At 44.1% G+C, this 26,939-nt stretch carries 22 protein-coding genes and 1 pseudogene; 10 read left to right on the top strand and 13 right to left on the bottom strand.

Annotation, left to right across the window (positions count from 1 at the left end):
• Positions 1-16: 16 nt before the first annotated feature.
• Together NLZ44_RS07290 and NLZ44_RS07285 are read right to left on the bottom strand one after the other, a co-directional pair.
• Positions 17-1,528 carry an NADH-quinone oxidoreductase subunit M gene (locus NLZ44_RS07290; RefSeq protein ID WP_493752324.1) on the bottom strand — a complete coding sequence of 504 codons (1,512 nt, stop codon included), beginning with the start codon at positions 1,526-1,528 and terminating at the stop codon, positions 17-19.
• A gap of 21 nt (positions 1,529-1,549) precedes the next feature.
• A complete protein-coding gene (locus NLZ44_RS07285; RefSeq protein WP_493752323.1) occupies positions 1,550-3,385 on the bottom strand; it encodes an NAD(P)H-quinone oxidoreductase subunit F in 1,836 nt (611 codons plus the stop codon).
• Positions 3,386-3,586: 201 nt separating this feature from the next.
• Here NLZ44_RS07285 and NLZ44_RS07280 point away from each other — a divergent pair, with 201 nt between their 5' ends.
• Positions 3,587-3,865 carry a MoaD/ThiS family protein gene (locus NLZ44_RS07280; protein WP_111894381.1) on the top strand — a complete coding sequence of 93 codons (279 nt, stop codon included), beginning with the start codon at positions 3,587-3,589 and terminating at the stop codon, positions 3,863-3,865.
• On the opposite strand, the gene NLZ44_RS07275 is transcribed toward NLZ44_RS07280, so the two are convergent.
• The 4 genes and pseudogenes from NLZ44_RS07275 to NLZ44_RS07260 all read right to left on the bottom strand — a co-directional run bounded on the left by NLZ44_RS07275 (position 3,849) and on the right by NLZ44_RS07260 (position 7,830).
• On the bottom strand, positions 3,849-4,685 hold the full coding sequence (locus tag NLZ44_RS07275) for a GUN4 domain-containing protein (RefSeq protein WP_493752322.1): 837 nt from the start codon (positions 4,683-4,685) through the stop codon (positions 3,849-3,851). The genes NLZ44_RS07280 and NLZ44_RS07275 overlap by 17 nt on opposite strands.
• Before the next feature lie 94 nt (positions 4,686-4,779).
• A complete protein-coding gene (locus NLZ44_RS07270) occupies positions 4,780-5,955 on the bottom strand; it encodes an NAD-dependent epimerase/dehydratase family protein (protein ID WP_008055845.1) in 1,176 nt (391 codons plus the stop codon).
• Positions 5,956-6,027: 72 nt separating this feature from the next.
• Positions 6,028-6,624 (bottom strand): chromophore lyase CpcT/CpeT, encoded by a 597-nt coding sequence (locus NLZ44_RS07265; RefSeq protein ID WP_111891097.1) that lies wholly within the window; start codon positions 6,622-6,624, stop codon positions 6,028-6,030.
• A gap of 229 nt (positions 6,625-6,853) precedes the next feature.
• Positions 6,854-7,830 (bottom strand): annotated as a pseudogene (locus tag NLZ44_RS07260) (esterase-like activity of phytase family protein).
• Positions 7,831-8,193: 363 nt separating this feature from the next.
• Here NLZ44_RS07260 and NLZ44_RS07255 point away from each other — a divergent pair.
• Positions 8,194-8,322 (top strand): hypothetical protein, encoded by a 129-nt coding sequence (locus NLZ44_RS07255; RefSeq protein ID WP_493752321.1) that lies wholly within the window; start codon positions 8,194-8,196, stop codon positions 8,320-8,322.
• A gap of 94 nt (positions 8,323-8,416) precedes the next feature.
• On the opposite strand, the gene NLZ44_RS07250 is transcribed toward NLZ44_RS07255, so the two are convergent.
• Entirely contained in the window at positions 8,417-9,145 is a 729-nt protein-coding gene (locus NLZ44_RS07250) for a M15 family metallopeptidase (protein WP_493752320.1), read from the bottom strand.
• 937 nt (positions 9,146-10,082) lie between these two features.
• On the opposite strand from NLZ44_RS07250, the gene NLZ44_RS07245 reads away from it, so the two are divergent.
• The 5 genes from NLZ44_RS07245 (at position 10,083) to NLZ44_RS07225 (ending at position 17,308) form a co-directional block, all read left to right on the top strand.
• Positions 10,083-13,115: a PAS domain S-box protein gene (locus tag NLZ44_RS07245; RefSeq protein ID WP_493752319.1), complete on the top strand. Its 3,033-nt coding sequence runs from the start codon at positions 10,083-10,085 to the stop codon at positions 13,113-13,115.
• Positions 13,116-13,613: 498 nt separating this feature from the next.
• Positions 13,614-13,997 (top strand): response regulator, encoded by a 384-nt coding sequence (locus NLZ44_RS07240; RefSeq protein WP_493752318.1) that lies wholly within the window; start codon positions 13,614-13,616, stop codon positions 13,995-13,997.
• 118 nt (positions 13,998-14,115) lie between these two features.
• Positions 14,116-15,882, top strand: coding sequence for a ShlB/FhaC/HecB family hemolysin secretion/activation protein (locus tag NLZ44_RS07235; protein WP_493752317.1), 1,767 nt, complete (start codon positions 14,116-14,118; stop codon positions 15,880-15,882).
• Positions 15,883-16,115: 233 nt separating this feature from the next.
• Positions 16,116-16,394 carry a hypothetical protein gene (locus NLZ44_RS07230; RefSeq protein WP_008055924.1) on the top strand — a complete coding sequence of 93 codons (279 nt, stop codon included), beginning with the start codon at positions 16,116-16,118 and terminating at the stop codon, positions 16,392-16,394.
• A 2-nt stretch (positions 16,395-16,396) separates the two neighbouring features.
• Positions 16,397-17,308 carry an SPFH domain-containing protein gene (locus NLZ44_RS07225; protein WP_493752316.1) on the top strand — a complete coding sequence of 304 codons (912 nt, stop codon included), beginning with the start codon at positions 16,397-16,399 and terminating at the stop codon, positions 17,306-17,308.
• Between the two features lie 10 nt (positions 17,309-17,318).
• Here NLZ44_RS07225 and NLZ44_RS07220 read toward each other — a convergent pair whose 3' ends face one another.
• The gene (locus tag NLZ44_RS07220; RefSeq protein ID WP_493752315.1) at positions 17,319-19,355 is read right to left on the bottom strand and encodes an NAD(P)/FAD-dependent oxidoreductase; all 2,037 of its coding nucleotides are present in this window, start codon (positions 19,353-19,355) and stop codon (positions 17,319-17,321) included.
• A gap of 229 nt (positions 19,356-19,584) precedes the next feature.
• Between NLZ44_RS07220 and NLZ44_RS07215 the strand changes: the two genes are divergently transcribed.
• Positions 19,585-20,964: an aldehyde dehydrogenase gene (locus NLZ44_RS07215; protein ID WP_493752314.1), complete on the top strand. Its 1,380-nt coding sequence runs from the start codon at positions 19,585-19,587 to the stop codon at positions 20,962-20,964.
• A gap of 210 nt (positions 20,965-21,174) precedes the next feature.
• On the opposite strand, the gene NLZ44_RS07210 is transcribed toward NLZ44_RS07215, so the two are convergent.
• Positions 21,175-21,930 (bottom strand): response regulator transcription factor, encoded by a 756-nt coding sequence (locus NLZ44_RS07210; RefSeq protein WP_315670985.1) that lies wholly within the window; start codon positions 21,928-21,930, stop codon positions 21,175-21,177.
• A 418-nt stretch (positions 21,931-22,348) separates the two neighbouring features.
• Between NLZ44_RS07210 and NLZ44_RS07205 the strand changes: the two genes are divergently transcribed.
• The gene (locus NLZ44_RS07205) at positions 22,349-22,600 is read left to right on the top strand and encodes a DUF6761 family protein (RefSeq protein WP_006620287.1); all 252 of its coding nucleotides are present in this window, start codon (positions 22,349-22,351) and stop codon (positions 22,598-22,600) included.
• 60 nt (positions 22,601-22,660) lie between these two features.
• On the opposite strand, the gene grxD is transcribed toward NLZ44_RS07205, so the two are convergent.
• The 3 genes from grxD to NLZ44_RS07190 are packed head-to-tail and all read right to left on the bottom strand — an operon-like array spanning position 22,661 to position 23,989.
• Positions 22,661-22,984: a Grx4 family monothiol glutaredoxin gene (gene grxD, locus NLZ44_RS07200; protein WP_493752313.1), complete on the bottom strand. Its 324-nt coding sequence runs from the start codon at positions 22,982-22,984 to the stop codon at positions 22,661-22,663.
• A 42-nt stretch (positions 22,985-23,026) separates the two neighbouring features.
• Positions 23,027-23,284 (bottom strand): BolA family protein, encoded by a 258-nt coding sequence (locus NLZ44_RS07195; RefSeq protein ID WP_006622964.1) that lies wholly within the window; start codon positions 23,282-23,284, stop codon positions 23,027-23,029.
• 39 nt (positions 23,285-23,323) lie between these two features.
• On the bottom strand, positions 23,324-23,989 hold the full coding sequence (locus tag NLZ44_RS07190) for a hypothetical protein (protein WP_493752962.1): 666 nt from the start codon (positions 23,987-23,989) through the stop codon (positions 23,324-23,326).
• A 218-nt stretch (positions 23,990-24,207) separates the two neighbouring features.
• Between NLZ44_RS07190 and NLZ44_RS07185 the strand changes: the two genes are divergently transcribed.
• Positions 24,208-26,427, top strand: a complete 2,220-nt coding sequence (locus NLZ44_RS07185; RefSeq protein ID WP_493752312.1) for a S8 family serine peptidase — start codon at positions 24,208-24,210, stop codon at positions 26,425-26,427.
• An 82-nt stretch (positions 26,428-26,509) separates the two neighbouring features.
• Here the strand turns inward: NLZ44_RS07185 and NLZ44_RS07180 are convergent, their stop codons facing one another.
• On the bottom strand, positions 26,510-26,857 hold the full coding sequence (locus NLZ44_RS07180) for a KGK family protein (protein WP_315638549.1): 348 nt from the start codon (positions 26,855-26,857) through the stop codon (positions 26,510-26,512).
• Between the last annotated feature and the right edge of the window lie 82 nt (positions 26,858-26,939).

Here is a 26,939-nt window from a genome sequence, read left to right as displayed (position 1 = left end):
AACTGCGGGGAAAACATCATAAACTCGAAGGATTTTCGGGTTGAATAGCTACCTGTTGCACGGGATGAATACTTAACTCGATCGCCATTTGTTTGGCTGTAGGTTCACACCAGCGTAATAACCAACTAGGTTGCACGCCTAGGAACAGAATTAACAGGGCTAAAATCAAAGCTGGCGCTTGTTCAGAAAAGGCAACTTGGGGATAATAGGCTAAATCATTGTCTAGCTTACCAAAACAAGTGCGGTTAAGCAAAATGACAAAATAAACAGCGGTTAAACCAGAGGCAATAATACAGAGTAAACTCTGAATGGGGAAGACGGCAAAAGTTCCTTGAAAAACCAGAAATTCTGCCACAAATCCCACTAACCCAGGAATACCCGCACTCGCCATTCCTGCCATAATTAATAAGGCGCTGGTGAGAGGTAGACCACGAAGGGGGTTCATTAAGCCATTTAAGAGTTTTAAATCCCTAGTTCCCACTTTGACTTCAACTATGCCAACTAAGTGGAATAGAATAGCTAAAATCAACCCATGGGCGACCATTTGGGAAATAGCGCCAATCAGACTAACTTCAGTTCCCGCAGCCATAGCGACAATAATATAACCCATGTGACCGATGGAACTATAGGCAACCATGCGCTTGATATCTTGTTGGGAAATAGCGGTTAAAGCCCCATACATGACGCTAAAGACGGCGACAATGGATAATCCGGGGGCGATGATTTGCCAGGTTTCTGGGAATAGTTGTAAGCCAAATCTAATTAATCCATAGGTTCCCAGTTTTGCTAATAGACCTCCCAGTAAAATGGTGACGGGGGCGGAAGATTCTACATAAGCATCAGGTAGCCAGGTATGGAGGGGGACTAGAGGGATTTTAATCCCAAATCCAATTAGGAGAATGATCATCAAAACCAGTTGGCTAATTGATGATAAATTCTGAGTATTAATGGCACTAAAATCAAAACTTCCTGACCCACTTAACCAAGCTATCCCTAGGAAACCTGCCAAAATTAAAATTCCTGAGATGGCGGTATAAATGAGGAACTTCATCGCTGCATAGCCGCGTTTTTCGCCGCCCCAAATGCTAATTAATAGATAAATGGGGATGAGTTCCAATTCATAAAACAGCACAAACAGCAGGAGATTTTGGGAGAGAAAAGCACCAGCGATCGCCGCATTTACTAACAAAATCATGGAGTAGTAAAGACGGGGGCGATTCATGTCGGGGCGACTACTGGCGATCGCCATAGGGGTCAAAATGGCGCTTAACCCTACCAGAGGTAAAGATAAGCCATCCATTGCCAAACTATAGGATAACCCTAATTGGGGAATCCAGGGCAGATATTCTTCCCACTGAAAACCGGGATTATCTAGGTCGAAATCTAGGGTTAATTTCAGGGTCAACAGCCCGGTTACTGCCATGAAAGCTAGGGCGATCGAGCGAATCCGTTGGGGGGTAAAGGAAGAGGGTAGCAAGCCGATTAACAGGCTACCAACTAGGGGAATTGCAATTAACAAACTAAGCATGATTGAGCATTTTTGAGGGAGTTAGAACAAACCAAGAGATAACAAACTTAACAGGAGAGTAATGCCTATCACAATAGTGAGGGCATAAAATTGAGTTTGTCCCGAAACGTTATATTTAAGGCTTTGTCCACTAAAGACTGTGGCTAGACCGACTAAATTCACGAAGCCATCGACAATAAATCTATCTATCCAATCAATAATTTTGGAGATGAGGGCGACAGCGGAAATGATGGTCAATCGATACAGTTTAGCGGTATAGAAATCGTAGGCGAAAAAGTCCTGAACTGATGGAGACCATAATTTAACGGGTTTCTCAATGCCGTTAAATACATAAATCCAGGTAGCTAGTCCACCACCGATCGCACTAGAAGCCACGAGTAATGTGGCTATAGTTAGGTTAATATTTTCCCAACTGGGTAGGACTCCCCAAGCCTTCAACAACAGGGGAATATGTAGACACAAACCCATTAAAACGGTCATCGGTAGCACTAAAGCCCAGAGTCCCTCCGGTGATCTAATAGTCATCTGTTTAGGAGGTCCCGCAAAAATCAAGCCCAACTCACGGGTGAGACTAAAAGCAGTTAAAGCGTTGATTACCAATAGGGTAATGGCGATCGCCGGTTGACTTATCCACAGATTTTGTGTCAACTCCAACATCGTCCAAAAGCCACCAAAAGGAGGCACGGCGACCAAAGCGATAATCCCGACAATAAAACAAATACCCGAAATGGGGCGGCGCGACCACAGCCCCCCATATTGAGTCAAATCTTGGGTAATATTATTGAGGATAATTCCGCCGCTGGTCATGACTAATAATGCCATAGCCATGGAGTAAGTCAACAGGAGTAATAACGCCGCCTGAGTTTGTCCGTTGGCTACAGCAATAAAAGTTATCCCCATATAGGAACTAACCGAATAGGAAACCGCCCGTTTGACATCAATTTGAGCAATAGCGATCGCACTTGCACCCACAGCCGTAGCCAAACCGATAAACACTGCTACAGACACCGCCACCGGAGACAGGGAAATCACCGGAAACACCCTAATTAATACCCAAGCGCCGCAACAGACAACCACCGCATTCCGTAGGATGGTACTAGGAAGGGGACCTTCCATAGCTTCATCAAGCCATAAATGCAGAGGAAACTGGGCGCACTTACCCAAAGGACCCGCCAACAAAGCCAACCCTAACAGAGTCGCAACAGTAGGGTTAACCGTTGCAGTTTCCGCCCATGTTGCTAATTCCGAAAAATTCCAAGTTCCCGCGAGGGGATACAGGGAAACCACCCCCATCAACAGGAATAAATCCCCCACCCGTTTAGTCAGAAAAGCATCTCGCGCCCCAGTTACCACTAGGGACTGATTAAACCAGAAGCCCACCAATAGATAAGTCCCCAGAGTGAGAATTTCCAAAATGATATAACTGAAAAACAGGGAATTGCACAACACCAGGGCGGCGAGTCCGGCTTCAAATAATGCCATCAGCGAATAAAACCTCGCCCAACCCCAATCCATTTCCAGATAGCCGACAGCGTAAATTTGGGCTAGGAAATTCAGCCCAGTAATTACCAAAGTAGCGCCGATAGTTGTGACTGAGACTTCTAAGGGAATCGAAAAATCCAGATCCGCCACCTGTAGCCAGGGAATAACCATCTCATAGCCAGGTTGACCCCACATTCCGCCCAAGGCGATTAAGCCATGTACAAAAGCCATCAGGGTCATCAGGATATTTATATATCCTGCGGGTCTCGGTCCGGTTTTGCGGATAATTCCCGGAGACCAGGGAATTGATAGTAGCGTCCCCAAAAAGGGATAGCAGGGAATCCACCAAATGTTTTGCAGGAAAAATTCAGTCATAACTGAAAGATTGGGATAAATTGCTAAAATCCGTTCTCCACTATAAGGGAGATTTTATCTTCTCTTTAGATTTGCTATAGATTATAGTCTATGATGTGTAGGTCAATTATCATCTGCTTCAGAAATTTGCAATCAATATGCTAATCTCAGCTTATCAATAAGGCTATAAACGGCTGATAGCTAGGTTTTGACGGGTTTTTCATGATTGAAGATTTGATGTCCCATCCCTCGGTTACAGTGACGGTTAAACTATTCGCGGCTTTTCAGGAAGCCTATGGAGTCCCTGAGTTGGTCTTGCAACTGGCACCCGAAACTCCTGTATCTCATATCCTTGATGTAGCGATTAGTGAACATCCCCAATTGCAACAATGGCGGGATTTAACCCGGTTTGGGGTTAACCTGGAGTTTGTCAATCCAGACACCTACCTAAAAGACGGAGATGAGGTGGTTTTAATTCCTCCCGTCAGTGGTGGCTGCTAAGAGTTACGTCCAGTCTCTCGATAAATGACGATAAAATCTCGGAAGCGGTGGCTATTCCTACGCCGTAGCAAGACCGCCGCCGCCAAGGAATTACTGGTAAATGTCCCTTGGGGGCGTTTAGGTTAAAGATTAGTTCATCATAATATTTCCAACTACCCTCTCGCCATCCAATGCGATCGCAAAATTTACTATAATCTGATTCTACAGTTTCCCAGATTTGCTGTTGAATTGTTAACCCAAACAATCCACTACTATAATAATCCCATAAATAATCAATTGTCCGTAAATCGGTGAGGGGAAAATTATCAATATCTTCGACATTTAACCATCCCATTTGTTCCCTTCCGGTCAGATATAAGATAATCTGCCAAGTATACTCATCAGCAGTTTTCCACTCTCCGGATGCCAATAATTCCATTAATCCTGTATAGTCCATACCCACCTCAGACATGGGGGGATTTTCGGCTTGATTATCTTCTAACCAGATCCGCATTTTTGACAGGGTTTCTGTCACCTGTTCAGGATTAATGGTTTCGATATGATAGAGAACCCAATCTAGTTGATTTCTCAGATTCTCTCGCTCAATTTTCGCTGCTGTCAGTTCCGACTCAATGGCATTTATTCTGGGTAACAAATCCGCTACCGTCACCCGCTTTTTCTTGCGTTTTTCCTGCAAACTATCTAGGTTTTTCCATGTTTCTCTCGCCCAACCTAGTTGTTCGGGATGAATTTCGGTTAACTCTAAATTCCAGTTACAAACCTCACAATTTCTCGGAATTTTTTGCAAATATTTATATCCACAAACCGGACATATAAACATATTATAATTTCCGGGATTTAATTATCCATTATCCATGGTCAATTATCAGATTCCCCCCCCTATCTCTCTGGGGAGACATAGGGGGGAAAAGAGATTAGCTTTTCGCGTAAACGGAACCCGGATTACGCCAGGAAACCTTGGGTAGAATTTCATTTTTATCTACCCGATGTTTGTATTTAATGGCGAAATTCAGCAAAGAATCCAAGAGTGAATCCGAGAGATAATGAGGCTGCAAACCGAGGTCTAACAGATTAGTGTTTTTAGCGTTGAAATAATGGTCTTCCAATTCAACCCGAGGATTTTCGATATTCTGAATCTCCACATCTAACCCCAGGGTCACACCTGCCTTTTTAACCATCATCGCCAGGTCGCCAACGCTAAACATTTCGGTAAATTGGTTAAACACGCGGAAATGACCAGGTTCAGCGGGATTAGCGATCGCCAACTCAACACATCGCACGGTATCGCGGATATCCAGGAAAGCCCTAGTTTGTCCTCCCTTACCATAAACCGTCAGGGGGTGATTAATGGCAGCCTGAATACAGAAACGATTTAAAGCAGTCCCAAAAATCCCATCATAATCCAGACGGTTGATCAACAACTCATCCATTCCCGTCTCTTCGGTGAGAACCCCATAAACCACACCCTGGTTTAAATCGGTAGCCCTCAGACCCCAGATTTTACAAGCAAAGTGGATATTATGGCTGTCATGAACCTTAGAAAGGTGATAGAAACTTCCGGGCTGTTTCGGATACGGGACAGTATCCTTACGGCCATTATGCTCAATGGTAATATAGCCCTCTTCGATATCAATATTGGGTGTACCATATTCACCCATAGTCCCCAACTTGACCAAATGTGCATCAGGGAATTCTTCCCGCATAGCATACAGGATATTCAAATTCCCCATTACATTATTGCTTTGGGTGAGAACTGCGTGTTCACGATCTATCATTGAAAAGGGAGCCGATCGCTGTTCACCAAAATGAACAATAGAATCTGGCTGAAACTCCCGCAAGCTATTGATCAGAAAACTATAGTTATTGATATCGCCCATAAACAGGTCAATAGACTTACCCGTTAAATCACGCCAGCGCTGAATCCTTTGTTGAATAGGGGCTATGGGTGTCAAGGTCTCAATACCTAGCTGTTGATCCCAGTGTCGCCGCACCAAGTTATCCAGAATACCCACTTCATACCCACGGTTGGAAAGATACAGCGCCGTCGCCCAACCGCAGTAGCCGTCACCACCAGTAACCAGAACTCTCATAAACTTTCAGTGAAATTTTGTATTTGTTGATACTTAGGTTAATTTATCAGCAATTGGTCCCCCTATAAACCATTATTGCCCTAACTTCACCTCATCAGCAAAACTCGCCCAGCGCACAAACTCAAAAGGTCCAGCTACCGCGCCCCAGATATGCTCATCGGTTTCTGGGTCCATACCACGATCATGGCTAATAAAGCGATCGCCGTCTATCTCAAAACTACTATCCAAATAAGTCAGTTTCCCCTTCCGTTCTACCATACAGCTTTTCCCGGGTTCCACGACTCCCTTAAATCCCTTTCCCGTCCAGTGGGTGATAAAAGTACAGCCGCACCGTTTGTTCAGTTGTTCCGGCTTTAAGGCTTTCAGGCGCGAGACTTCCCTAGAAGCCCCAAAAAACTCCTCTTGACCATCAATCTCATAATTCTCGATTTCGATATGATCATCTACAGCGATTAATTTCAGCACCCGCACCCGGTAAGGCTGTTTCAGGTTAATATCATAGGCCTGTTCCAGATACAAACTCAACCCATTGAGAAGTTCCCACGGTAATGGACGCATACAGACCCGAATATGAGCGAAAAATGGCGGATTTTCAAAGGCTTGGGGTTGGTTGCTGAAGTCCGCAGCCAACCAACGCCCTAGGGTCAGAATATCTGTAGCGTGTGTCATAATAGCGCCAATAAATATGATTTCCTAACAATTTTTTCTCGATTCTGTAGGATACAACAATTGGGTACACAGTTCTAGGCGGCACCAAGCTGGCTCACCATGGGGGCGCAGTAGCACCCCCAACGCCAATGATTGACTAAATTGCCCATCATCGATTCAAAGTCCCTCTCCCTCTCTGGGATCCAGATTTAGGGTGAGGGCAATGTATTAAGCGACTGGTCAACAAGCTCTATCCCTTAATTCCGGTCAGGCGAAAAATCAATAAACCGGGAGGGTTATCTTTAATGACGACTAAACTCTGTCCACCGTCAGGAAGCCGGGGTCCCAAAGTCATACCAGTAACTTGGGCATTAACTCCTAATTCTGGGAGGTTTAAAAGCAGTTGTTTTCGCAAGGGTTGAACTTTGGTTAATTTACCCCGTAAACTGGCAATGCGGGAGGTATCTGTTGCGTCTCCACTAAAAACTTGATAAATTCCGGCCCGATACCACTTGCCGATCGCTCTAAACTCAGAAATGAACCTCCCCGGTTTAGAGCCACCAGTCCGACTAACTCCCTTCCCTGGGCATCTTCATCAAAATTATACAGATTTTCCGACACTAAAAACGAAGCGCGATCGGCTATCACATAATGCAATATTCGCACTTTTCCCGCACCGCTATCTATATCCTGCTTTAGTGGTGCGTATGGTGCGACAAACAACCTAAATGGGTCCATCCCACCCGCACTAAAACCATCAGGCGCTATGGCTAGAGATTTTATGCCTAACTCGGGTTGTAAGCCTTGGGGGGGTTTGGTGTCATCCTCATTCAATACATAGCTGGGAGGTAGTGGGACGGTATTTTTGAGGTCGCCCGTTTCTAGGTCATATTCCCCAATGTGGGAGTTATCTGTGGCGATAAACAGCGACTTGCGCGGGGAAAAGGCTATGCTGCGCGCTTCCATAGGGCGATCGCTTAATTTGATGCTCTCCTCTATCGTAATTTTGCCAGGAACTGGCGACTTGTTACCGCCAGCAAACTCCCACCCTAAAGTATATAATTCTGTCGGGTCGCTTTCGCCTTCGGACTCTCCTAGGCCATAGAAGCGAATACCACTGTCGGTGGGTTCACCATATCCGGTAATCTCATAGGTCAAATCTGACAGCCTTTGAGACTCTGGTAGTTCGTACTCACCCACAAACTCTAGGGATAAATCTAAGAACATCCGGTTCGCGGCTGATACCTGTGGCAGGCTACATGATGTCAGCAATATCGCCACAGATAGCGTGATTACAGCCATAACGGTTCGTATAGCCACGGGGATAGACAATCTACCATGTTCTACCCTGAATTTATCAGAATTTTCTAAATGTGTCAAGATTAAATCACTCCTAGCCACTAATTCCTAATATGAAGTTAACAGATTTTCCCGATTTTATCTATCCTTAGAATCTCTGATCATCTCTCAATTATTACTCCCCCATCCTCAGATAATTCTGATTTCTCTATCACTCACATAAAGTTATAGGCAGACAGATTTTACCCTTGACAAATTGGGGGAGTTGACCTATACTTGTATTGTGGGAAAATGTGGCGGCATATATATGCTAATTTCTACATAATAGCCAGCCTGGAGAGCGATCGCTTCTGGCGGAAATTTGCTCTGTCTCTCAGGGCTACAAGGTTAGACACAGCCACACAAACACTCAACGATTAAACATGAAATTAACTAGGGTTTTGGGCTTGACAAACTCGGCGACTTGACCTATACTTGTATCATGGGGAAATGTGGCGGCATATATATGGTGATTTTAACTATACCGACCATAACAAGCGATCGCGCCTTTTGTACTCTGACGATTATGCAGCCAAGCCCACATTTGGTCACCATAGGAAAAATGCCACCATTCATGTAAGTGTTGTAGGAACCCAGTCCGGGTCATGACCTGCTTTAAGATTTGTCGATTTCGATGATATTCTAGTTCAGTAGGATCGGAACTTTCGGCAAAATAATCTGGTTGAGACCGAGGAGAAATCTCATCAATATCAGAACCCATATTAAGCACGCTGACCGTCACGATATCAAATAAAGTAACATCGACAGCAGCCCCAGTGCTATGGGGGGGAGGGGTAGCAGGGTCATGGCTAGGAATAGCCCAAAATTTATAAACTTCCTCCCACAATTGTTGTCGCTGTTGTTCGGATAGCAATTGTAGGGTTAATCCTGTGGCTTTAAGTTGTTGTTGAAAAGCATGATCAACCATAAACTGTTGTACTTCAATGGGTCGATAAGCATCAAAAACCAAAATCCGCAAATGGGGATATTCAGCTTGTAAATATTGATTAGCGGTAATTAAGCGATCGCCGACATTATCTCGTAGGTAATAGGGTGAACTAACGGGAGACAGTTGATAGGGCGCACCCAATTTTTGATAGGGGTGAGGAGACTCAAAAATAAACACTTCTGGGGGAATGGGAATCAACAATTCCCCACAATCTTGAATCGGAATTTTTTGATAAGGTTTGTCAGTAGATGTCATAGACTAATTTACCAAAAAAACTCAGCCCCCCATATACCATGTAATTTTATTAAGGGTAGTTGCTAAGGCTTCCCTAACCAGTATAGGCAGTCGGAAAGCGATCGCCACTCAAAAATCAAGAGTGATTTTCGTTTATGGGTGGACTGAGAACAAATCAGGGTCTGGGATTAAGTATAGCAGCATTTGGAAATTTTTGATCATCTTGTTGAACAAAAAATCCCACTCTCCCCAACTCCTATGATTAAGGGGACGAAGGGGGGATAGATACGAATTGGGTGAAACTATCCTCAGACAAGTAATTGACGGCGGGTCTGGTGTTAATTTAGCAGGTATGCGCGATCAAAAAAACTCAGCCCCCCCATATACCCTATCTATGTAAACAGCATCAACCCTCGGAGAGAGTTTCTGAGTTGTGATAGGGGTAAGTGGCTAACACCTTCGTAACCAGCATAGCTAGTGGGAAAGCGATCGCCACGGAAAAATCAAGAGTGATTTTCGTTTATGGGTGGACTGAGAATCAATCAGGGTCCGGAATTAACTATAGCAATGAAATATAAGAAACTTATAAGACGACGGGTGAGTTAGCCAAATTTATCTCAGCAGGTATGCGCGATCAAAAAAACTCAGCCCCCCCATATACCCTATCTATGTAAACAGCATCAACCCTCGGAGAGAGTTTCTGAGTCGTGATAGGGTTAAGTGGCTAACACCTCCTTAACCAGCATAGCCAGTCGGAAAGCGATCGCCACGGAAAAATCAAGAGTGATTTTCGTTATGGGTGGACTGAGAAAAAATAAGGGTCCGGGATTAAAGATAGCAATGAAATATAAGAAACTTATAAACTTAAAGAAAAAAATTTGTAAAGTCGCTATGGCCCCAATCTCAAAAGCACTACTATCACAATTATAGGTATATTTTCTTACACTGATAGCAGATTATGACTTCCACCGATATCAATTTTCCGGTTCGGCTTTTAGTGATTGCAGGCGAGTCTCCGAGTCGTGGGGAACTGGTTAACCTATTAACTATCAATAATTATCAAGTTCAGGTTATTGGTGATGGATATGAAGGTCTGGGGGTAGCGAAACATATTCCACCTGACCTAATTCTTTTAGATGTGAAATTACCGGATACTGATGGATATGCGATCGCCAAACAATTACAAGCGCACACGGTAACCGCCAACATTCCCATTATTCTACTAGCTGAGTCTACAACCATATTTCGGGAAGTTCGCCGGTTGAACTTGCGAGTAGCAGATGTTCTGATTTATCCCTTAGATTTGGAAGAAGCACAAGGTCGCATTGAAATGCAACTGCTATCCTCCCACAGAGGGGATGATTTCACCCATAAGTCAGGAATTACACAGCAATTACAATCGGTGAATCATCAATTAAAAACACTGATTGATAATTCTCCCCTGGGAACTATTATTTGGGATCGAAAATTTCGGGTTATCCAATGGTCTAAGCAAGCGGAAGAGATATTTGGTTGGTCTGAGTTGGAAGTATTGGGTAAGTCGATGAATGAATGGAAATTAATCTTTGAGGAAGATAGCGATCGCGTTAATCGAGAAACTCAGAAAATTTTTGCTAATCAAGAAAAAAGGAGGATTTGCATAAATCGTAATTACCGCAAAGATGGCTCAGTTATTTATTGTGAGTGGTACAATTCCAATCTTTACGATGAATCAGGAAAACTGAATATGTTGCTGTCTTGGGTTCAAGATATTAGCGATCGCCAAAAGACGGAAGCGGCTTTAATAAAAAGCGAGGCTAAATTTCGGACTATCATTGAAACCACCATGGAAGGAGTTTGGATGATTGACGGTGACAATATTACCACTTTTGTCAATCAGCAAATGGCAGATATGCTGGGTTATACCCAAGAAGAAATCACTCAATCTTCCCTATTTAAGTTTGTGGATGAACAGGATTATCCAATAGTCGAAAATTATCTCCAACGTCGTCGTGAAGGTATTGCGGAACAACATGAGTTTAGATGGAAGCGGAAAAACGGAGATATTCTCTGGACTATACTATCAACCCATCCTATATTTGATGATAATGAATATGCTGGATGTTGTGCAATGGTCACAGATATTACTTATCGTAAAGAAGCTGAAATCGCGTTAATAGAGAGTGAAAAACGCTTTCAAGAAATTGTCTCTACTATCAGTCAGTTTTTCTTTGTAAAATGCGCCAATTCAGGACAATATATTTATGTAAGTCCAGCCTATGAAAAAATCTGGGGACGCACCTGTGAGAGTCTCTATGAAAATCCTGATTCTTGGTTAGATACCATCCACCGAGAAGACCGGGAGCCAGTAATTAATTCTCTGCGAACACAGCATAAAAATAATTTAATTAAGCGAGAATATCGCATTATTAGAAATGATGGCGTGATTAGGTGGATTTATGCAGAAGTAAACATTGTTTTTAATCCCGATGGTTCTCCCCTGCGTTATGTAGGTTTTGCGGAAGATATTAGCGATCGCAAACAAGCTGAACTAGCCTTAGCAGAAAGCGAAGAACTCCTACGCCTAGCGGTAAACCATGCTCCTGATGTCTTTGTAATTTATGACAGCGATCGCCGTTTAAAATTCGTTAACCAACGAGCATTAGAACGAACAGGTTGGTCAGAAGAAACATTTATGGGTCGCCGAGATGAAGAACTATTTCCCCCAGAGATAACTTCCCACTATTTACCCTTACTAGAAAAAACGATCCAAACCCTAACTATACAAATTGGGGAAGCTACTATTACACTTCCAAATCAACCCCCAAAAACCGTGATTATCAAATATTTACCATTGTTAGACCAACAGGGTAAACTTAGCCAAATTTTAGGTTTGACCTTTGATATCACCTACTATAAACAAGCCGAACAAAAACTCAGAGATAGCGAGGAACGCTTCCGCACTGCTTTTGAAGATGCAGCGATCGGTATGGCATTGTTATCCCCCCAAGGAAACTGGTTAAAAGTTAATCGCTCTATGTGTGAAATGTTAGGCTATCAGGAATCAGAACTACTCCAACTTAAATGTAAAGATGTCACCCACCCAGAAGATTATGAGCAGGAGGTAAAAACGGTTCAAAAATTGCTCGATGGTCAAGTTCAATATTACTATGTAGAAAAACGTTACCTTCATAAGCAAGGATATGTGATTTGGGTATTGTTAAGTATGTCCGTAGTGCGAAATATTGACGGGTTTCCTCTCTATTTTATTGCTCAAGCTCAAAATATCAGTGAACGGCGAGCTGTAGAACAGATGAAAAATGAGTTTATTTCTGTAGTTAGCCATGAACTGAGAACCCCGCTTACCGCTATTCAAGGTTCTTTAGGACTATTATCTTCTGGCTTGTATGATCACAAACCCCAGGAGTTTCATAAATTTATTCAAATTGCTTTATTAGAGACAGAAAGACTCGTGCGACTGGTGAATGATATTCTTGATATTGAACGGTTAAACTCCGGTCAGGTTGAATTTCAAATGGAGGCTTGTTCCGCTCAGGACTTGATGACACAAGTGGTTAATAGTTTACAAGCGATCGCTCATCAAGACTCCATTACCCTCGAAATTTTACCCACTTCCGTTCAACTCTGGGCGGAACGAGATGCTATGCTACAAACTCTGACTAATTTGGTCGGTAATGCTATTAAGTTTTCCCCTCCCCATACCACCGTCACTCTCTCAGCTTATCCACAGGATGATATGGTGCTTTTTCAAGTCCGCGACCAGGGACGTGGCATTCCTCCCGAACAACTAGAAACTATCTTTAGTCGCTTTCACCAAGTCGATGCCTCCGACTCTCGCCAAAAGGGTGGGACTGGCTTAGGTTTATCTATCTGTCAAAGTATTATTCAGCAACACGGCGGCAAAATTTGGGTCGAAAGTCAATTGGCTAAAGGCAGCACTTTTTATTTCACTATTCCTAGGGTTATAAATACCAACCACACTGACCATTAAACTTGTTTTTAAAAACTCAATTTCCCCATTTAACAGTCATGATGCACAAAATGTGATTTTTGTCAACCCCCCGATTTTTGGCCGTCCATTTTTTCGGCAAAATTGGTGTCTCGGGATTAGCCATTTTCCGCCCACTGACATTTAAACTGACGACATAATCAGGGTTTTAGCCTCATTTTTGCTATACGCACACAAACAGCGCTCATTTTTGATTTTTTCCACCCTACCACAACCCCCATTCTCTCGTCAAATTTGTGGGAAATATTCTCAATAAAAATGTAATAAATATTTACATTTTTTTAAATATTAAAATCATTTTGCCAGATAAATAAGTATAGCTTAACTAAAGTTCCATCAGGGACAGACAACAGAATTGACAGGTAAAAATTGTCAATTATCTATATAACTTTCTGTATTCATAGACAGGAAAAATGCTTGTCGATTTTAATTTAATAAGCCAGAGTAGTTTTATCTTGTTTACACGGTAAATTGTGACCTATGTCAAAACCCCAAATTTTAGTAATTGATGATGAAGAACGTATCCGGGAAATTGTCCGGGTTTGTCTGACCGATCTAGGAGGTTGGGATGTAATTACAGCCAACTCGGGTCAAGAGGGGTTACAGAAAGCCAAAACGGAACATCCTGATGCGATTTTGTTAGATGTATCGATGCCAGATCTCGATGGTTTCGAGTTGGTCAGGCAACTGCAACAAACACCAAGCTGTCGAGAAATTCCGGTAATTCTGCTGACAGCCAAAGTGCTAAAACAAGATCGCGATCGCTTTGAACAAATGGACATCGCCGGAGTGATTACCAAACCATTCAACCCCTTGACCTTAGCCCAACAAGTCAGGGACCTGTTAGCGACCAATTCTGATTAATCAGCCATTGAAACTAACAGGAACCTCTGGGAAATATTTAACAGCGTCAGACACAAAAAACCAGCCAAAAACGATTAAAATATCAATATAGCTGGCAGTTACACATTGAGGAGTAAATATGGGCATCTCAACCCCAAAACCTATGTTCAATCACCTATTTAAGTGGCCACTCAATCTCACCATTATTGTAGCTATAACTTACCCTTATGCCACCTTAGCCGAAAGCCTCTCCCCGGTCTTACCTGTAAATTTTCCAGAGGTTCCCAACACCATTCCATCACTACCAGAACGTCCCCAACCAGAACCCGAACTTCCCCCCCAGTTACCTACACCTGATCAGTTATTTCCTTCCCCTTTACCGACACCAGAAAATATCGAAGAAACTCCAGATGTATCTATTACTATTATTGTCGAACAATTCAGCTTTGAAGGAAACACAGCTTTTAGTAATCAACAACTAGCAGAAGTTACGCAATCTTTTCTAAACCGTCCGATTACGTTTGCGGAACTTTTGCAAGCACGTTCGGCGATTACCAATCTTTATATCAGCGAAGGTTACATCACTTCTGGCGCTTTTATCCCCCCCCAGGAACTGCAACAGGGAACGGTAAATATCCAAATTTTAGAAGGCGAAGTAACTGATATTAACGTCAGCGGTACAGGACGACTAAACCCCAATTATGTGCGTAGTCGTCTAGCTGTGGCTACGGCGAAACCCCTAAATCAAAATCGTCTACTTGAGGCGTTACAACTATTACAATTAAACCCCATAATTGATACTATACAAGCGGAATTGTCTACGGGGACTCGTCCTGGTCAGAGTATCTTAGACGTAGAATTTACGACGGCTAAAACCTTCGATATTAATTTATTTGCTAATAACTACCGCCCCCCCAGTGTTAGCACGTTTCAACGAGGCATTGAACTGACAGAGGCGAATCTTCTCGGACAAGGAGATGGTTTAGGGATATACTATAGTAATACGGATGGCAGTAATGTAGTAGATATATTCTATGATTTTCCGATTAATGCCCGCAACGGTACGGTCGGATTTTACTTTAATTATACGGATAGTAATATTGTAGAACGACCTTTTAATGAACTGGATATTGAAGCCAAAAGCACGACCTTTGAATTGCGATATCGCCAACCTATTATTCAGACACCTACAGAAGAGTTTGCTTTGGGTGTTAGTTTCGCCCGTCGCCAAAGCGAGACATCTATTTTAGGCATAGGTTTTCCCTTAGCTAGAGGTGCGGACTCGGATGGTCAAACCCGCCTGTCAATTTTGCGCTTATCTCAGGAATATACGAGGCGAGGAACTCAACAGGTTTTGGCGGCGCGATCGCAATTTAGTATAGGCTTAAATCTGTTGAACTCAACGATTAATGATGACGGCCCTGATAGCCAATATCTAGCATGGCGAGGTCAAGCCCAGTGGCTGCGATTATTAGCCCCAAATACCCCCGTATTATTGCGATCGGATATCCAATTATCTACACAGGAATTAGTACCCCTAGAACAAGTAGGATTAGGGGGATTAGACAATCTTCGGGGATACCGTCAGGATGCCTTATTGCGCGACAATTTTATATTTGCTTCGGCGGAGTTACGCTATCCCATTCTCCGAGTAGATAACAATAAGGGAATTTTACAAGTTACCCCCTTTGTCGATTTCGGTACAGCCTGGAGTAGCAACGCTGACGAATTGCAATTATCTGCGGAAACTTTAATCTCTTTAGGCTTAGGCTTGCGTTGGCAGTATGGTGATAATTTCCGCGCCCGGTTTGATTGGGGAATTCCCCTGATAGAACTTAGTTCCAATAAACGAACTCTCCAAGAACATGGGTTATATTTTTCGGTGGAATGGAGTCCGTTTAGGTAAATATTTCCTAGTTCATAGCCTCATCAACGGGGGTTTTTAAAAACTTTTGGTAGCAGTTACCAATTACTAAAGCCACCCGGTGCTGAGGTTTACGAGAGAATCTTAAAAAAATCTTTGATATCTGTTAAATCCTAAAGCGATCGCCTATAATAATACACAGGAGCTAAATAGATCGCGCATATCCACCCCATCGAGTTAACCTCCGGGCTATAACTCGATTCTATTCCCCAGTCATGAAAACCCTGCTTAAATGGCTAGTAGTTGGTTGTTTGGAACTCATCCTTTGCTTTTGGATTTTAGGAACTTCCGCCAACTTAGTTAGTTCCCCCAGTAACCTGAAAGTCTGGTTAGGAGTTTTTGGCTACTTCACTGGATTAGTAATAATTCCCGGCGTATCGGTTTCTCATGTTACCCGCAAAATTCATCGCGCCAAAGTCGAACAAAAACAGCTACAAGCCACATTTCCCGAAGATGAAACATCTTGGTTAAAACTGTTAGACTCCCAGAGGTAATTATGATGATGAAAACCGCGCAAATTCCCAATTTACTAGGGTTAACAGGATGCGCCATTTTAGTAAGTATGAGTATCTCTTCCTGTGGCGTAATTCCGGGAACCACTGTTAAACGCATTCCCCCTGGGTATGTAGGACTGAAAGTGCAAATGTACGGAAGCAATCGCGGTGTACAGAATGCCACTATTAGCACCGGAAAAGTATGGTATAATGCTTACAGCGAGGAAATTATAATTTTTCCCGATCACGTTCAATATTACATTCTCACCTCCGCGAGAGATGAAGGTTCACCTATCGATGAAAGCATCTCTTTCGGAGTTGGGGGAACTAGCGTCAATGCAGATATTTCTCTATCCTACTTTTTCAATACCAATGAAATCAAGGATTTCTACGGTAAATATCTGAAAGACCCTGATGAGTTTAAAGCGACTTTAGTCCGCAGTGAACTCCGCAACTGCTTTAACCAAGAAGCAGCCGGATTAAGACCGGAAGATATTGTCGGAACTAAACAGCGAGAACTATTGACCTCGGTTCAAAACTGCTTAAACCAAAAATTTGTCGGCGTGGGGGTGGAATTTGATTCGATTGGGTTTGTCAGTAAGCCCCGTTTTGATAGCGCCATTGAAGCGCAAATGACCGCCCGTTTTCAAGCTGAACAACAGGTGATCGCCGCTCAAGCACAACTACAAGTCGCCCAAGCGGAAGCAGAACGTCAACTAGCGAAAGCCCAAGCGGACGCAGAAGCAGCCAGAATTGGTGCATCCACAGTCAACCCCATGACTATCAGACTCAGGGAATTAGAACTTCAGGAAAAGATGATTCAGAAATGGAACGGTGTACTTCCCCTATACCAAGGGGGTGTCGCCCCATTTCCCAGCTTTGACCCTAAACCGGCGACTTCTGCTAATAATTAATCATGAATGATTAAGAAGTCCTGGGTTGTAACTTCCTGAGAAGTGGTGGTTGATGCTGTCCCAAACCATCTGTCAGTACATAACTGGTGGCTAATAATAACAGCCATAGCCCCGGATAACGAGGTTCTAACCAGGGTTGAAGGCGACGCGCGAGGGGGGGAACCCAACTAAATAGCCAACTGATGAACGCCAACCAGGTGAAGGTAAAATAACTAATCATCCAGCGGATAACTTCCCCAGTATTGACAAAATCTAAAATCCAAATCAGCAACTGGGGGTTGGTGCGCGCGGCTTTCAAAGCCAGACGGTTAAAGGTCCACCAGTCTGTCCTATCCTTAATAAATGTATTAGCCACTTCTTCGGGTTCTGTAGCCAAAAGCCCAAAAAAAGTATTCAAAATGGAGTTGATTCTTTGAGGAGGAAGATAACGGCCGGTGGGAACCATCATTCCCTTAGAAAACAACCAAGTAACGGCGATATTGCTTTGGTAGGCGCGAATTTTATTCAGGTAGTATTTGGTTAGTAAATCATGCTTGAGTGCGGTATTTAATAAATCGGTTAAACGGGATAAATTCCGCACCAAAGAACCAAAACCTGTAAACACTAAAGGAGACTGAAGACAAGCAGCATCTCCAATAGCAATTAAACGGTCATAGGCGACAGTGCGATCGCTTCCTCCCAGACTGAAATAACCGGGAATATAGCCAAAAGTCGCCTTTTTCCACACCAAATTATCCAGATTACAACGACGATATTCTGGTAAAATGCTAAAGAAATCCTCGTACATTTCCAACAGAGAACCGGGGTTAATCTGATTAACCTGATGATAGTGAAACAGATAAATAGTCAACTCATCACCTTCGCCGGGGAACAACTCCCAAATCAATTGGCGACCCTTGGAAATATCCCCATGACTGTGGAGAACATCCCCATAATTAGAATCCCAAACTCCAGGTTCAAACCCACCATTAATCACAGCCCCGACGGTAGGACAAACACTATCAAAAGTGCGATCGCCATTAAGTTGCCAAGCAATAGGGGAAGCGGTCCCCATAGCATCAACCAATAACCTTCCCGTAGCTATGCGTTCGGAATTAGTAGTCAAATCAGTAGCGGTAACCTTAACGCGATCGCCCCCAATATCCGCCCGAATAAACTCCGTTTCATCCCAAATCTCTCCCCCCGCCTGTCGCAGTTTTTCACCAGACAAATACAGCAATTTATCCGTATTTATCGCTACATTCAACACCCGAGGAGTATGCAAAACTTCCCCCTTAGCAATGGGGGGATTATTAGCATCAAAAAACTTGTGGAAACCGTCCTTATACTCCCTAGCGATAAAACTCTCTACTTCCGCCCCGGTGAACAATCCCAGGTCAATTAAACTCTGTAATTCACTCCGAGAAATATTCCATTCCCGGTTCATCCGACCAAAGGGGAGACGTTCCATCAATAGCACCCGATACCCTAAACGTGCCATTACCGCCGCATGAATGACCCCTAAAGCCCCACCAACATAAATTAGGTCATAACTAGGCAACTCGCCATCAGAGTCGGTTCTCGCCTCAGTAAAAATGACCTGTTTAGGAGTTTGTGGATTTCTCACCCCCTCCCGCCAGCGTTTTTCCCACCAGTACACCCGTTTTAAGTCATATTCCCCATTAGGGATTTTCTGAAAATATTTGACCGTTTGGGGATAATAGGCAGCCAAAGCCTCAAAAATCGACTCCTTCGACAAATCAATGGCTGGAGGTTCAGGATACTGATAGGGAAACTCCTGTCTTAACCCAGTTTCCAGGCTGTTGAGTGCCTGTTTTTCTTGAGAACTTCCCACAGTCCCCACCCGAAAAACCTTGAGATAGGTTGTGCGTTGGACTGACCAAGTAAACACCGACAATTCCCCAGACCCCTGTTGGGGAAATTTCAGGCGAAACCCGTCTGGGGTGATCATTTTCTCGCCCACCCCCGGATTAAACGTTTGCTGCAACCAGGTACAAACGCTGTGTGTATCGGGGTTAGGAATTTCCAGATATAGAATCTCTTTCATGTCCATGTCAATTTCTTTGGTACCTGAGTTGAGGCTTACCGCTTCACTTTTAACGAAATTTGATCGCTCTATTACACTAAGCATAGGGGAAACTGCGCCAGCAGTAACTATCCAGAGGGCGGTAGAACAGGTAACAATGATCTGTTATGCCACCATAACCAGATATAGCAGACTCTCAGTACCCTGGTCTATAACAGGGGAACTTCTAACCATAAGGAAATTCTCAATAATGACAGAAAACTTGAATATCTCGGAAATTATCAGCCAACAGCGACAATTTTTTGCCACCGGACAGACTAAACAGGTAGACTTCCGACTCTCGCAACTGCGACGACTCCAACAGGCGATCGCCGATTTTGAACAACCTATCCTAGAAGCAGTCAAAGCTGACTTAGGCCGTCCTGAGTTAGAAGGGTTGTTTGAACTGTCCACCCTCGGAGAAATTAAATATGCTCTCAAAAATCTAAAGTCCTGGGTCAAACCTCGCCGGGTCAAGACCCACCCCACCGCCTTTCCTGCTTCTAGCTATATCTATCCTGAACCTTTGGGAGTTGTCTTAATTATCGGACCTTGGAATTATCCGTTTCAATTGGTCATTTCTCCCCTAGTTGGTGCGATCGCTGCCGGGAATTGTGCTATCCTCAAACCCTCTGAACTAGCTGTTCACACTTCCCAAGTCGTAGCTGATCTGATTAGCAAAACTTTTTCACCTAACTATATTGCCACTGTTCAAGGGGGGGTAGAAGTTAGCCAACAACTATTAGATGAGCCCTTCGACCATATCTTTTTTACCGGAGGGAAGCGTATCGGTAAAATTGTCATGACCGCCGCCGCCAAACATCTGACTCCCGTTACCTTAGAATTGGGTGGCAAAAGTCCCTGTATTGTCGATGCTGATACTCAGTTAGATTATACCGCCAAAAGAATAGTTTGGGGGAAGTTTATTAATGCTGGTCAAACTTGTATAGCTCCCGATTATTTATTGGTAGACCGCCGCATTAAATCGGACTTAATTACAGCTATGATTGGCTGTATTGAGAGTTTTTATGGCTCCGAACCGCAGCAAAGTCCCGACTATGGGAGGATTATTAATCACTATCATTTTCATCGGTTAACTGAGTTAATACATGATGGTAAGATTGTCGCTGGTGGGAAATTTGATGAAAGCGATCGCTATATTTCTCCCACCCTAATTGATGAGGTTTCCTGGGAAGACCCCATCATGCAAGACGAAATCTTTGGGCCGATTTTACCTATCTTGACATATAATGATTTAGGAGATGCGATTAGTCAAATTAACGCCAGACCCAAACCTCTCGCACTTTACCTATTTTCGCGTAGTAAACAGTCACAACAGCGCGTTCTTCAAGAAACCTCATCCGGGGGTATTTGTTTCAATGAAACCATTATGCAAGTTGGGGGTCAATCTTTGCCTTTTGGAGGCGTAGGAGAAAGCGGTATCGGTAAATATCACGGTCAAGCAACCTTTGACACTTTTTGCCATTACAAAAGCCTTTTAAAGCAATCTCTGCTTTTCGATATTCCCCTGCGATACGCACCCTATAAACCCAAATTTAACCTGATGAGATTTTCCATCAAAAATAGTTGATCTGTTATCTGCAATATGGTCGATTTATCTGATTAATAAATTTACCATCATTGCCCATAACTAAAAACGGCTTTTTCTCAACTCTGTTGCCTATACAGGGAATCATACAAACCGAGTCAAAGCCTTTTATTGGGTGCGTCAGTTGTGAATGTTGTGGTTAACAATGCCATTGAGCTACTGGTGCTGACGCACCCTACCGAATCCTCAAAATTAGCTGCCAGTTTTAGCCTGAATCGGTGGTAATTGACCATTAACGCTAGGATACCAACTGGGCTCAGGTTTAAGAACATCCAAATTCAATCGATAACCAATATTACGAACCGTTTGAATTAAACTAGGCTGTCGAGGGTCAGTTTCCATCTTTTTCCGTAATGATAGAACATGAGTATCAATCGTGCGGGGATTATCAATATAATCTGGCCAAGCGCGCCGTAAAAGTTCCGAACGACTGAGAGGTTCCCCATCATTCTGAGCCAAAACATAAAGAAGACTATACTCTTGGGGAGTCAGTTCTATCAGTTGACCCTGAAGATAAACCCGACGCTGTACCAAATCAATTTTCAAATCCCCATAATCTAAACTGGTAGGAGGAGCCACATTGCGGGTGCGACGCATAAGTGCTTCAGCTCTCGCCAAAAACTCCTGCATTCCAAAAGGTTTAGTTAGGTAATCATCAGCTCCGGCTCTCAAACCACGGACAATATCAGATTCCGTATTCCGAGCCGAAAGCATCAGGATTAAAGACTGTCGTTGCTGTAGTAGCCACTGGCAGAATTCTAGACTATTGCCGCCTGGTAATTCGGCATCAAGAACTACTAAACTAGGCTGAGTAGCGTAAAACACCTCTCTAGCATGATGAAAGTCCGCAGATTGACACACCGAATAACCAACGTGCTGAAGATGCCAACCTAACAGCGATCGCAGGTGCGGATTTCCCTCAATAATTGAAATATAAGCAGATCCCACTGGTGCCAGCTTCCTTTATCAATAATTGAACACAGGTTAACAGAGTCTAAATCATCATTTTGTAACTCCTGCTACCCTTGCGATCGGCAATCCACCCTATATCTGTGATCAGAATTAGGTTAATATAAAAATAACCAGAGGGAGAGAGGCATCAACCTTAAAGCGGCCATCAGCCCACAACCCCCGTAATTTTCAGGGGTGCATTATGATCACAATGAGGGGAATGAGTAAGAAGTTGAAACAATTGCCATCAGTCCAGGGAAACCTATAACTAGAGGTCCAAGTCTTTTCAATCATAGTCCGATTCAGCTAGAATGCCAGAAATCCATATCGGTGAGGTGTATAAAACTGAATCAAGGTAGAGACTAATCCCTTAACCATACCCCCAACATATAGATTATAACTTGAGGTTTCCACCATGTTACAGAATGCTCAGACCATCCGGCACTACCAAAAAATCACCGATTCCCTCGTCGAAATGTGGAATCGAGGCTATCGTTATGATGAGCTTAGAATGTTTGTAGATGGCTACATTGCCGCCCTGAGAAATACAAACGCCCTCGAACCTTATCAAATTCACCGCCTAGAGGAAGAAACCTTTAGGTACATCAACGACCCGTCTAACTTTGAAATGACTCCCCTACCGCAACCAGAAGTAGACTACTACTAGATATTGTTACCAAACCCAGCCACTCGAAGGCTGGGTCTGGGAGTTAATTAGTAAGTCCGACTATGATGCCAGAGCCACCTCTAGCATCTCTTGTAGTTCGCCCTTCTGATATAGCTCAATCATCACATCGGAACCGCCGACAAATTCGCCATCAATGTAAACTTGGGGAATAGTCGGCCAGTTTGAATATTCCTTAATTCCCTGGCGAATTTCCCCATCTTCCAAAATATCCAGGGTTTCAAAGGGAACCCCTAAACTATTGAGAATTTGTACCACGTTATTGGAAAAACCGCACATGGGCATCAACTTGGTACCCTTCATAAACACAAAAACCTTGTGCTGGTTAATCAGGTTTTCAATTCTGGCTTCTACTTCAGGATTCATAGTGATTATTCAATTCAGTTCTTGACAACTTAGATCAACAAATTAAGCAGCCTGGTTGACTTTTGACCACTCTTGGGGGGTATAAGTTTTCAGGGCCAGGGCATGAATGGCCTCTGTTGCCATAGCTTGCTTAACAGCTTTATAAACCATCTGATGTTGTTTCACCAGGGTTTTGCCCTCAAACAGAGGCGAAACCACTACAGCCTGTAAATGGTCGCCGCCGCCGAGGTCTTCAACTTTAACAACAGCATCAGGCAACTCAGACTTAATCATTGCCTCAACTTGGGAAAGGGTGATCATGGGATTCCTATTAAACGACTATGTATGATTGTAGATGAATTATTGAGCATTGGAAGTGGTCGCCGGGTTAGAAGAAGCACTACCCCTGGCGGGACTGCTGACAAATCCTAATTCAAGTAATTGTTGATATGCTTTTTGGCCCAAATCCCGGGTTGGGGCTTGAGAACGAATAATTTGCACCAGCAGGGGAACCGCTAACTCTGGTTGGTTCTGGGCGCGATGGACTAAAGCCAATTGATAAGTGGCTGTATCCCTCATTTGAGCGGTATCTCTGGCTTCACTGCGATGTTGGTCGGCAATGCGGTTGTCAACCCCTGAGAAACTGCTGGCTAACTGTTGATGAAAATTGGAAAGCTGATTGAAAATTTGCCGCGCCTCCTGGAGTTTCCTCGCCGCCTGGGCGTAATTCTCGTTACTAATGGCTTCCCCGGCTTCGGCTAACAAGCGCTCCCCCCCTTGAACACTTAAAAAACTACTATCAAGGCTCAATGGGCGCATATCTTGAGGATTCATAGGTACTGGAGTCGGACTTAAATCTCGAGGAAATTCAGAGCCGGACCCTTCACCTGTGGGCTCATCATACACAGAAGGATCTTGAGCCATAACCGTTGTAGCACTGCCTGAGACGGTGAAAACAGTTAAGACCGATGCCAACATACTCAGACAAAGTTGCGGATAGCGGACTATGAAACGGGACAGCATCATGCGATCGCGAAATGAAAGGTTATTTATGTTTACGGATCTTATCATTTTCTGGCCAAATTGTGGGAGTTGAGCAAAACTGTTGTAAATCCTGACCAGCCAAGGGTTATAGTCTTTATAGGATGACCATCCATCCACCCCAGCTTGATTCGGTCAACCATTAACATCGGACTTAATCTATTGAGCCAATAATAGTGAGCATTTTTGAGGATTATAACAAAATGACATCAGCTAACCCCTACGAGATTAACGCTCAACAATATCAGGGCATAGGTGTTCCCGAAGAAAGTCTTGGCAGCATTCTACAACGGGGAGGTGAGGAACTGGCAATTACTAAAGTTCCTGGGCGGTTTACGGTTCGCCTGGTTTCCACACCCCCAGTAGGCGGTGCTGGAGTCAGCCCCCTACCGGGTCAGGCTGATGGACTCACGCCAAAACAACCAGTCACGGATAGTGGCCCTCAGTTTACCCCGGTTGTATCTGAGGCAGAAAACTTGGAAAATTTGCCTATCCACATTGAGGAAACTTCCTCAGTACCACCAGAACTCCAAGAGGTTAAGGTAAAAGACACAGAACTAGATCAGGCGATGGAACTGGCTCGTCAGTCAGATCGGGTGGCTTTTGCGAGTCATGTCTATCAGGCTGATAATAATCCGGGAATGGTTATGTATCTGACCAATCAAATCACCATTCAGTTCAGCGAAGATGTTGAGGAGTCCAACCGCAATGCGATCGCCAACAGCCAAGGTTTGAGACTATTAAAATCCGTCTATGGTGTTCCCAACACCTTTGTTTATGAAGTCATCCGCCAAGCTAAAGAAAATCCGATTAAAATTGCTAACCGCCTGACCTGGAACCCAGAAGTTCTAGTAGCAGAACCGAATATTGTGGTCAAAAGCCAAAAGTATTATCGACCTAGTGATCCTCTCTACCCGCGTCAGTGGTATCTCCATAATACCGGAGGTGCTGACGTAGCTACTGATGCTCATATCTCGGTAGAACCAGCTTGGGATATTACCCGAGGAACCAGATCTATAGTAGTTGCTATTACCGATGATGCGATCGACCTCAATCACCCGGATTTTCAGGGTATAGGAAAAATTGTCGCCCCCATTGACCTGAAAGGCCAAAATCGTCTCCCCTCACCACAATCTCCTTCAGATAACCACGGAACCGCCTGCGCCGGATTAGCGATCGCCGAAGAAAATGGCAAAGGTATCGTCGGAGTTGCGCCAGGTTGTGCCTTAATGCCCATTCGCACCACTGGATATCTCGATGATGAATCAGTCGAAAGGATTTTTGATTGGGCTATCAATAACCGAGCCTCTGTCATCTCCTGTAGTTGGGGGGCGAGTGCCGTTTATTTCCCCTTGTCCATACGACAGCGAGCAGTAATTACCAAAGCCGCCACCGTAGGGCGCAACGGTCGAGGCTGCGTCGTATTATTTGCGGCCGGAAACGCCAATCGCCCCATCAACGGAACCATTAATGAAAGTGGCTGGCCTAATAATGTCATATCAGGCCGAGTCAGATGGTTATCTGGATTTGCGGTTCATCCTGATGTAATTTCCGTATCCGCCTGTACCAGTCTTAATAAAAAAGCCGCCTACAGCAATTGGGGAACCGGAATCACCGTCTGTGCCCCCAGTAACAATGCCCCCCCCGGAATGTGGCTCCAAGAAACTGGCTATATTGGAACCCCTCCAGCGATTAGAACCGCTCTGCGTGGTTTAGGAGTTTTTACCAGCGATCGCGTAGGTGCAGCCGGCTATGATCAGGGTGACTTTACATCCCATTTTGGAGGAACTTCCGCCGCCACTCCTCTCGTGGCTGGAGTAGCCGCTCTGGTCTTATCTGTTAATCCTGATCTCAGTGCTAGGGAAGTGCGCCGCATCATTGAACAAACCGCCGATAAGATTGTAGACCCTGATGCTGATCCTCAGTTGGCTATCAGCATGGGAACCTATGATGGTAATGGATATTCCCAATGGTTTGGCTACGGTCGAGTTAATGCTGAAAAAGCCGTCAAAATGGCTCAAAGTCAACGAGTAAGCCGCCAACAGGTGCAAAGGCGGGTGGAGCAATCTAATAACCGCGTCTTAAATATCCCTGATAATAACCCCCAGGGGGTGACTAGCACTATTTCTGTTGCTAATACTAGCCCGATTTTAGATATCCAGGTGACTGTCGATATCGAGCATCAATTTTTGGGTGATTTGGAAGTGCGGTTAATTGCTCCACACGGGGAGGAGGTTCTACTCCAGGGTCGCACTTTGGGAGGCAATAAGGTTTTGAAAACTACCTATAATCTCCAGACGACTCCCTACATGAGAGAGTTACTAAATCACTCACCACAGGGGACTTGGCGGTTAGTTGTCGCGGATTTAGCGCCCCATCACACTGGTAAATTGAACGGGTGGAAATTGGATTTAGGTTTGTAATATCTGACACCCTCCGGCCACCGACCCTAGTGAATCGGTGGCTGCTTCCCAGAATCAATCCTGAGATGAGAGTTACGTCCTGCTAACTCCACATACCAATTCTTTGGGTTTGTCGTCGAATATGGGCTGGCAAAACTTCAGGAGTATCGCCGCCGCCCATCATGCCATAGTCAACAGATGGGATAGCGTTCGCGCTGGTAACATTATCACTGACAAACTCTAAACAGATTTGAAACCGACCCTTTTCCCAGGGGCCGCCGGGGGTAAGTAGTTCGCACTCAATGCCTTCCCCAAACAGATTTTCCTCTTCCAACTTAGACTGCATCATAGTCAGAAATTCGCTGACCTTGAAGGTGCATTGAAACATGAGGGTACTCGAACCGGTATGGAGTACGTCGTTATCATCCAAAATACGAGTTAGGTTGTTCATGAAATTTCCTTTTTAGTGAATTTGGGATCAGGGCGGTAATCAGGTCTTAGCCCTTGTTTCCACCCTGTAGAATATGTACGGG

The sequence above is a fragment of the Arthrospira sp. PCC 9901 genome (assembly GCF_059013425.1).
This window is presented reverse-complemented; position numbering and strand designations above follow the sequence as displayed.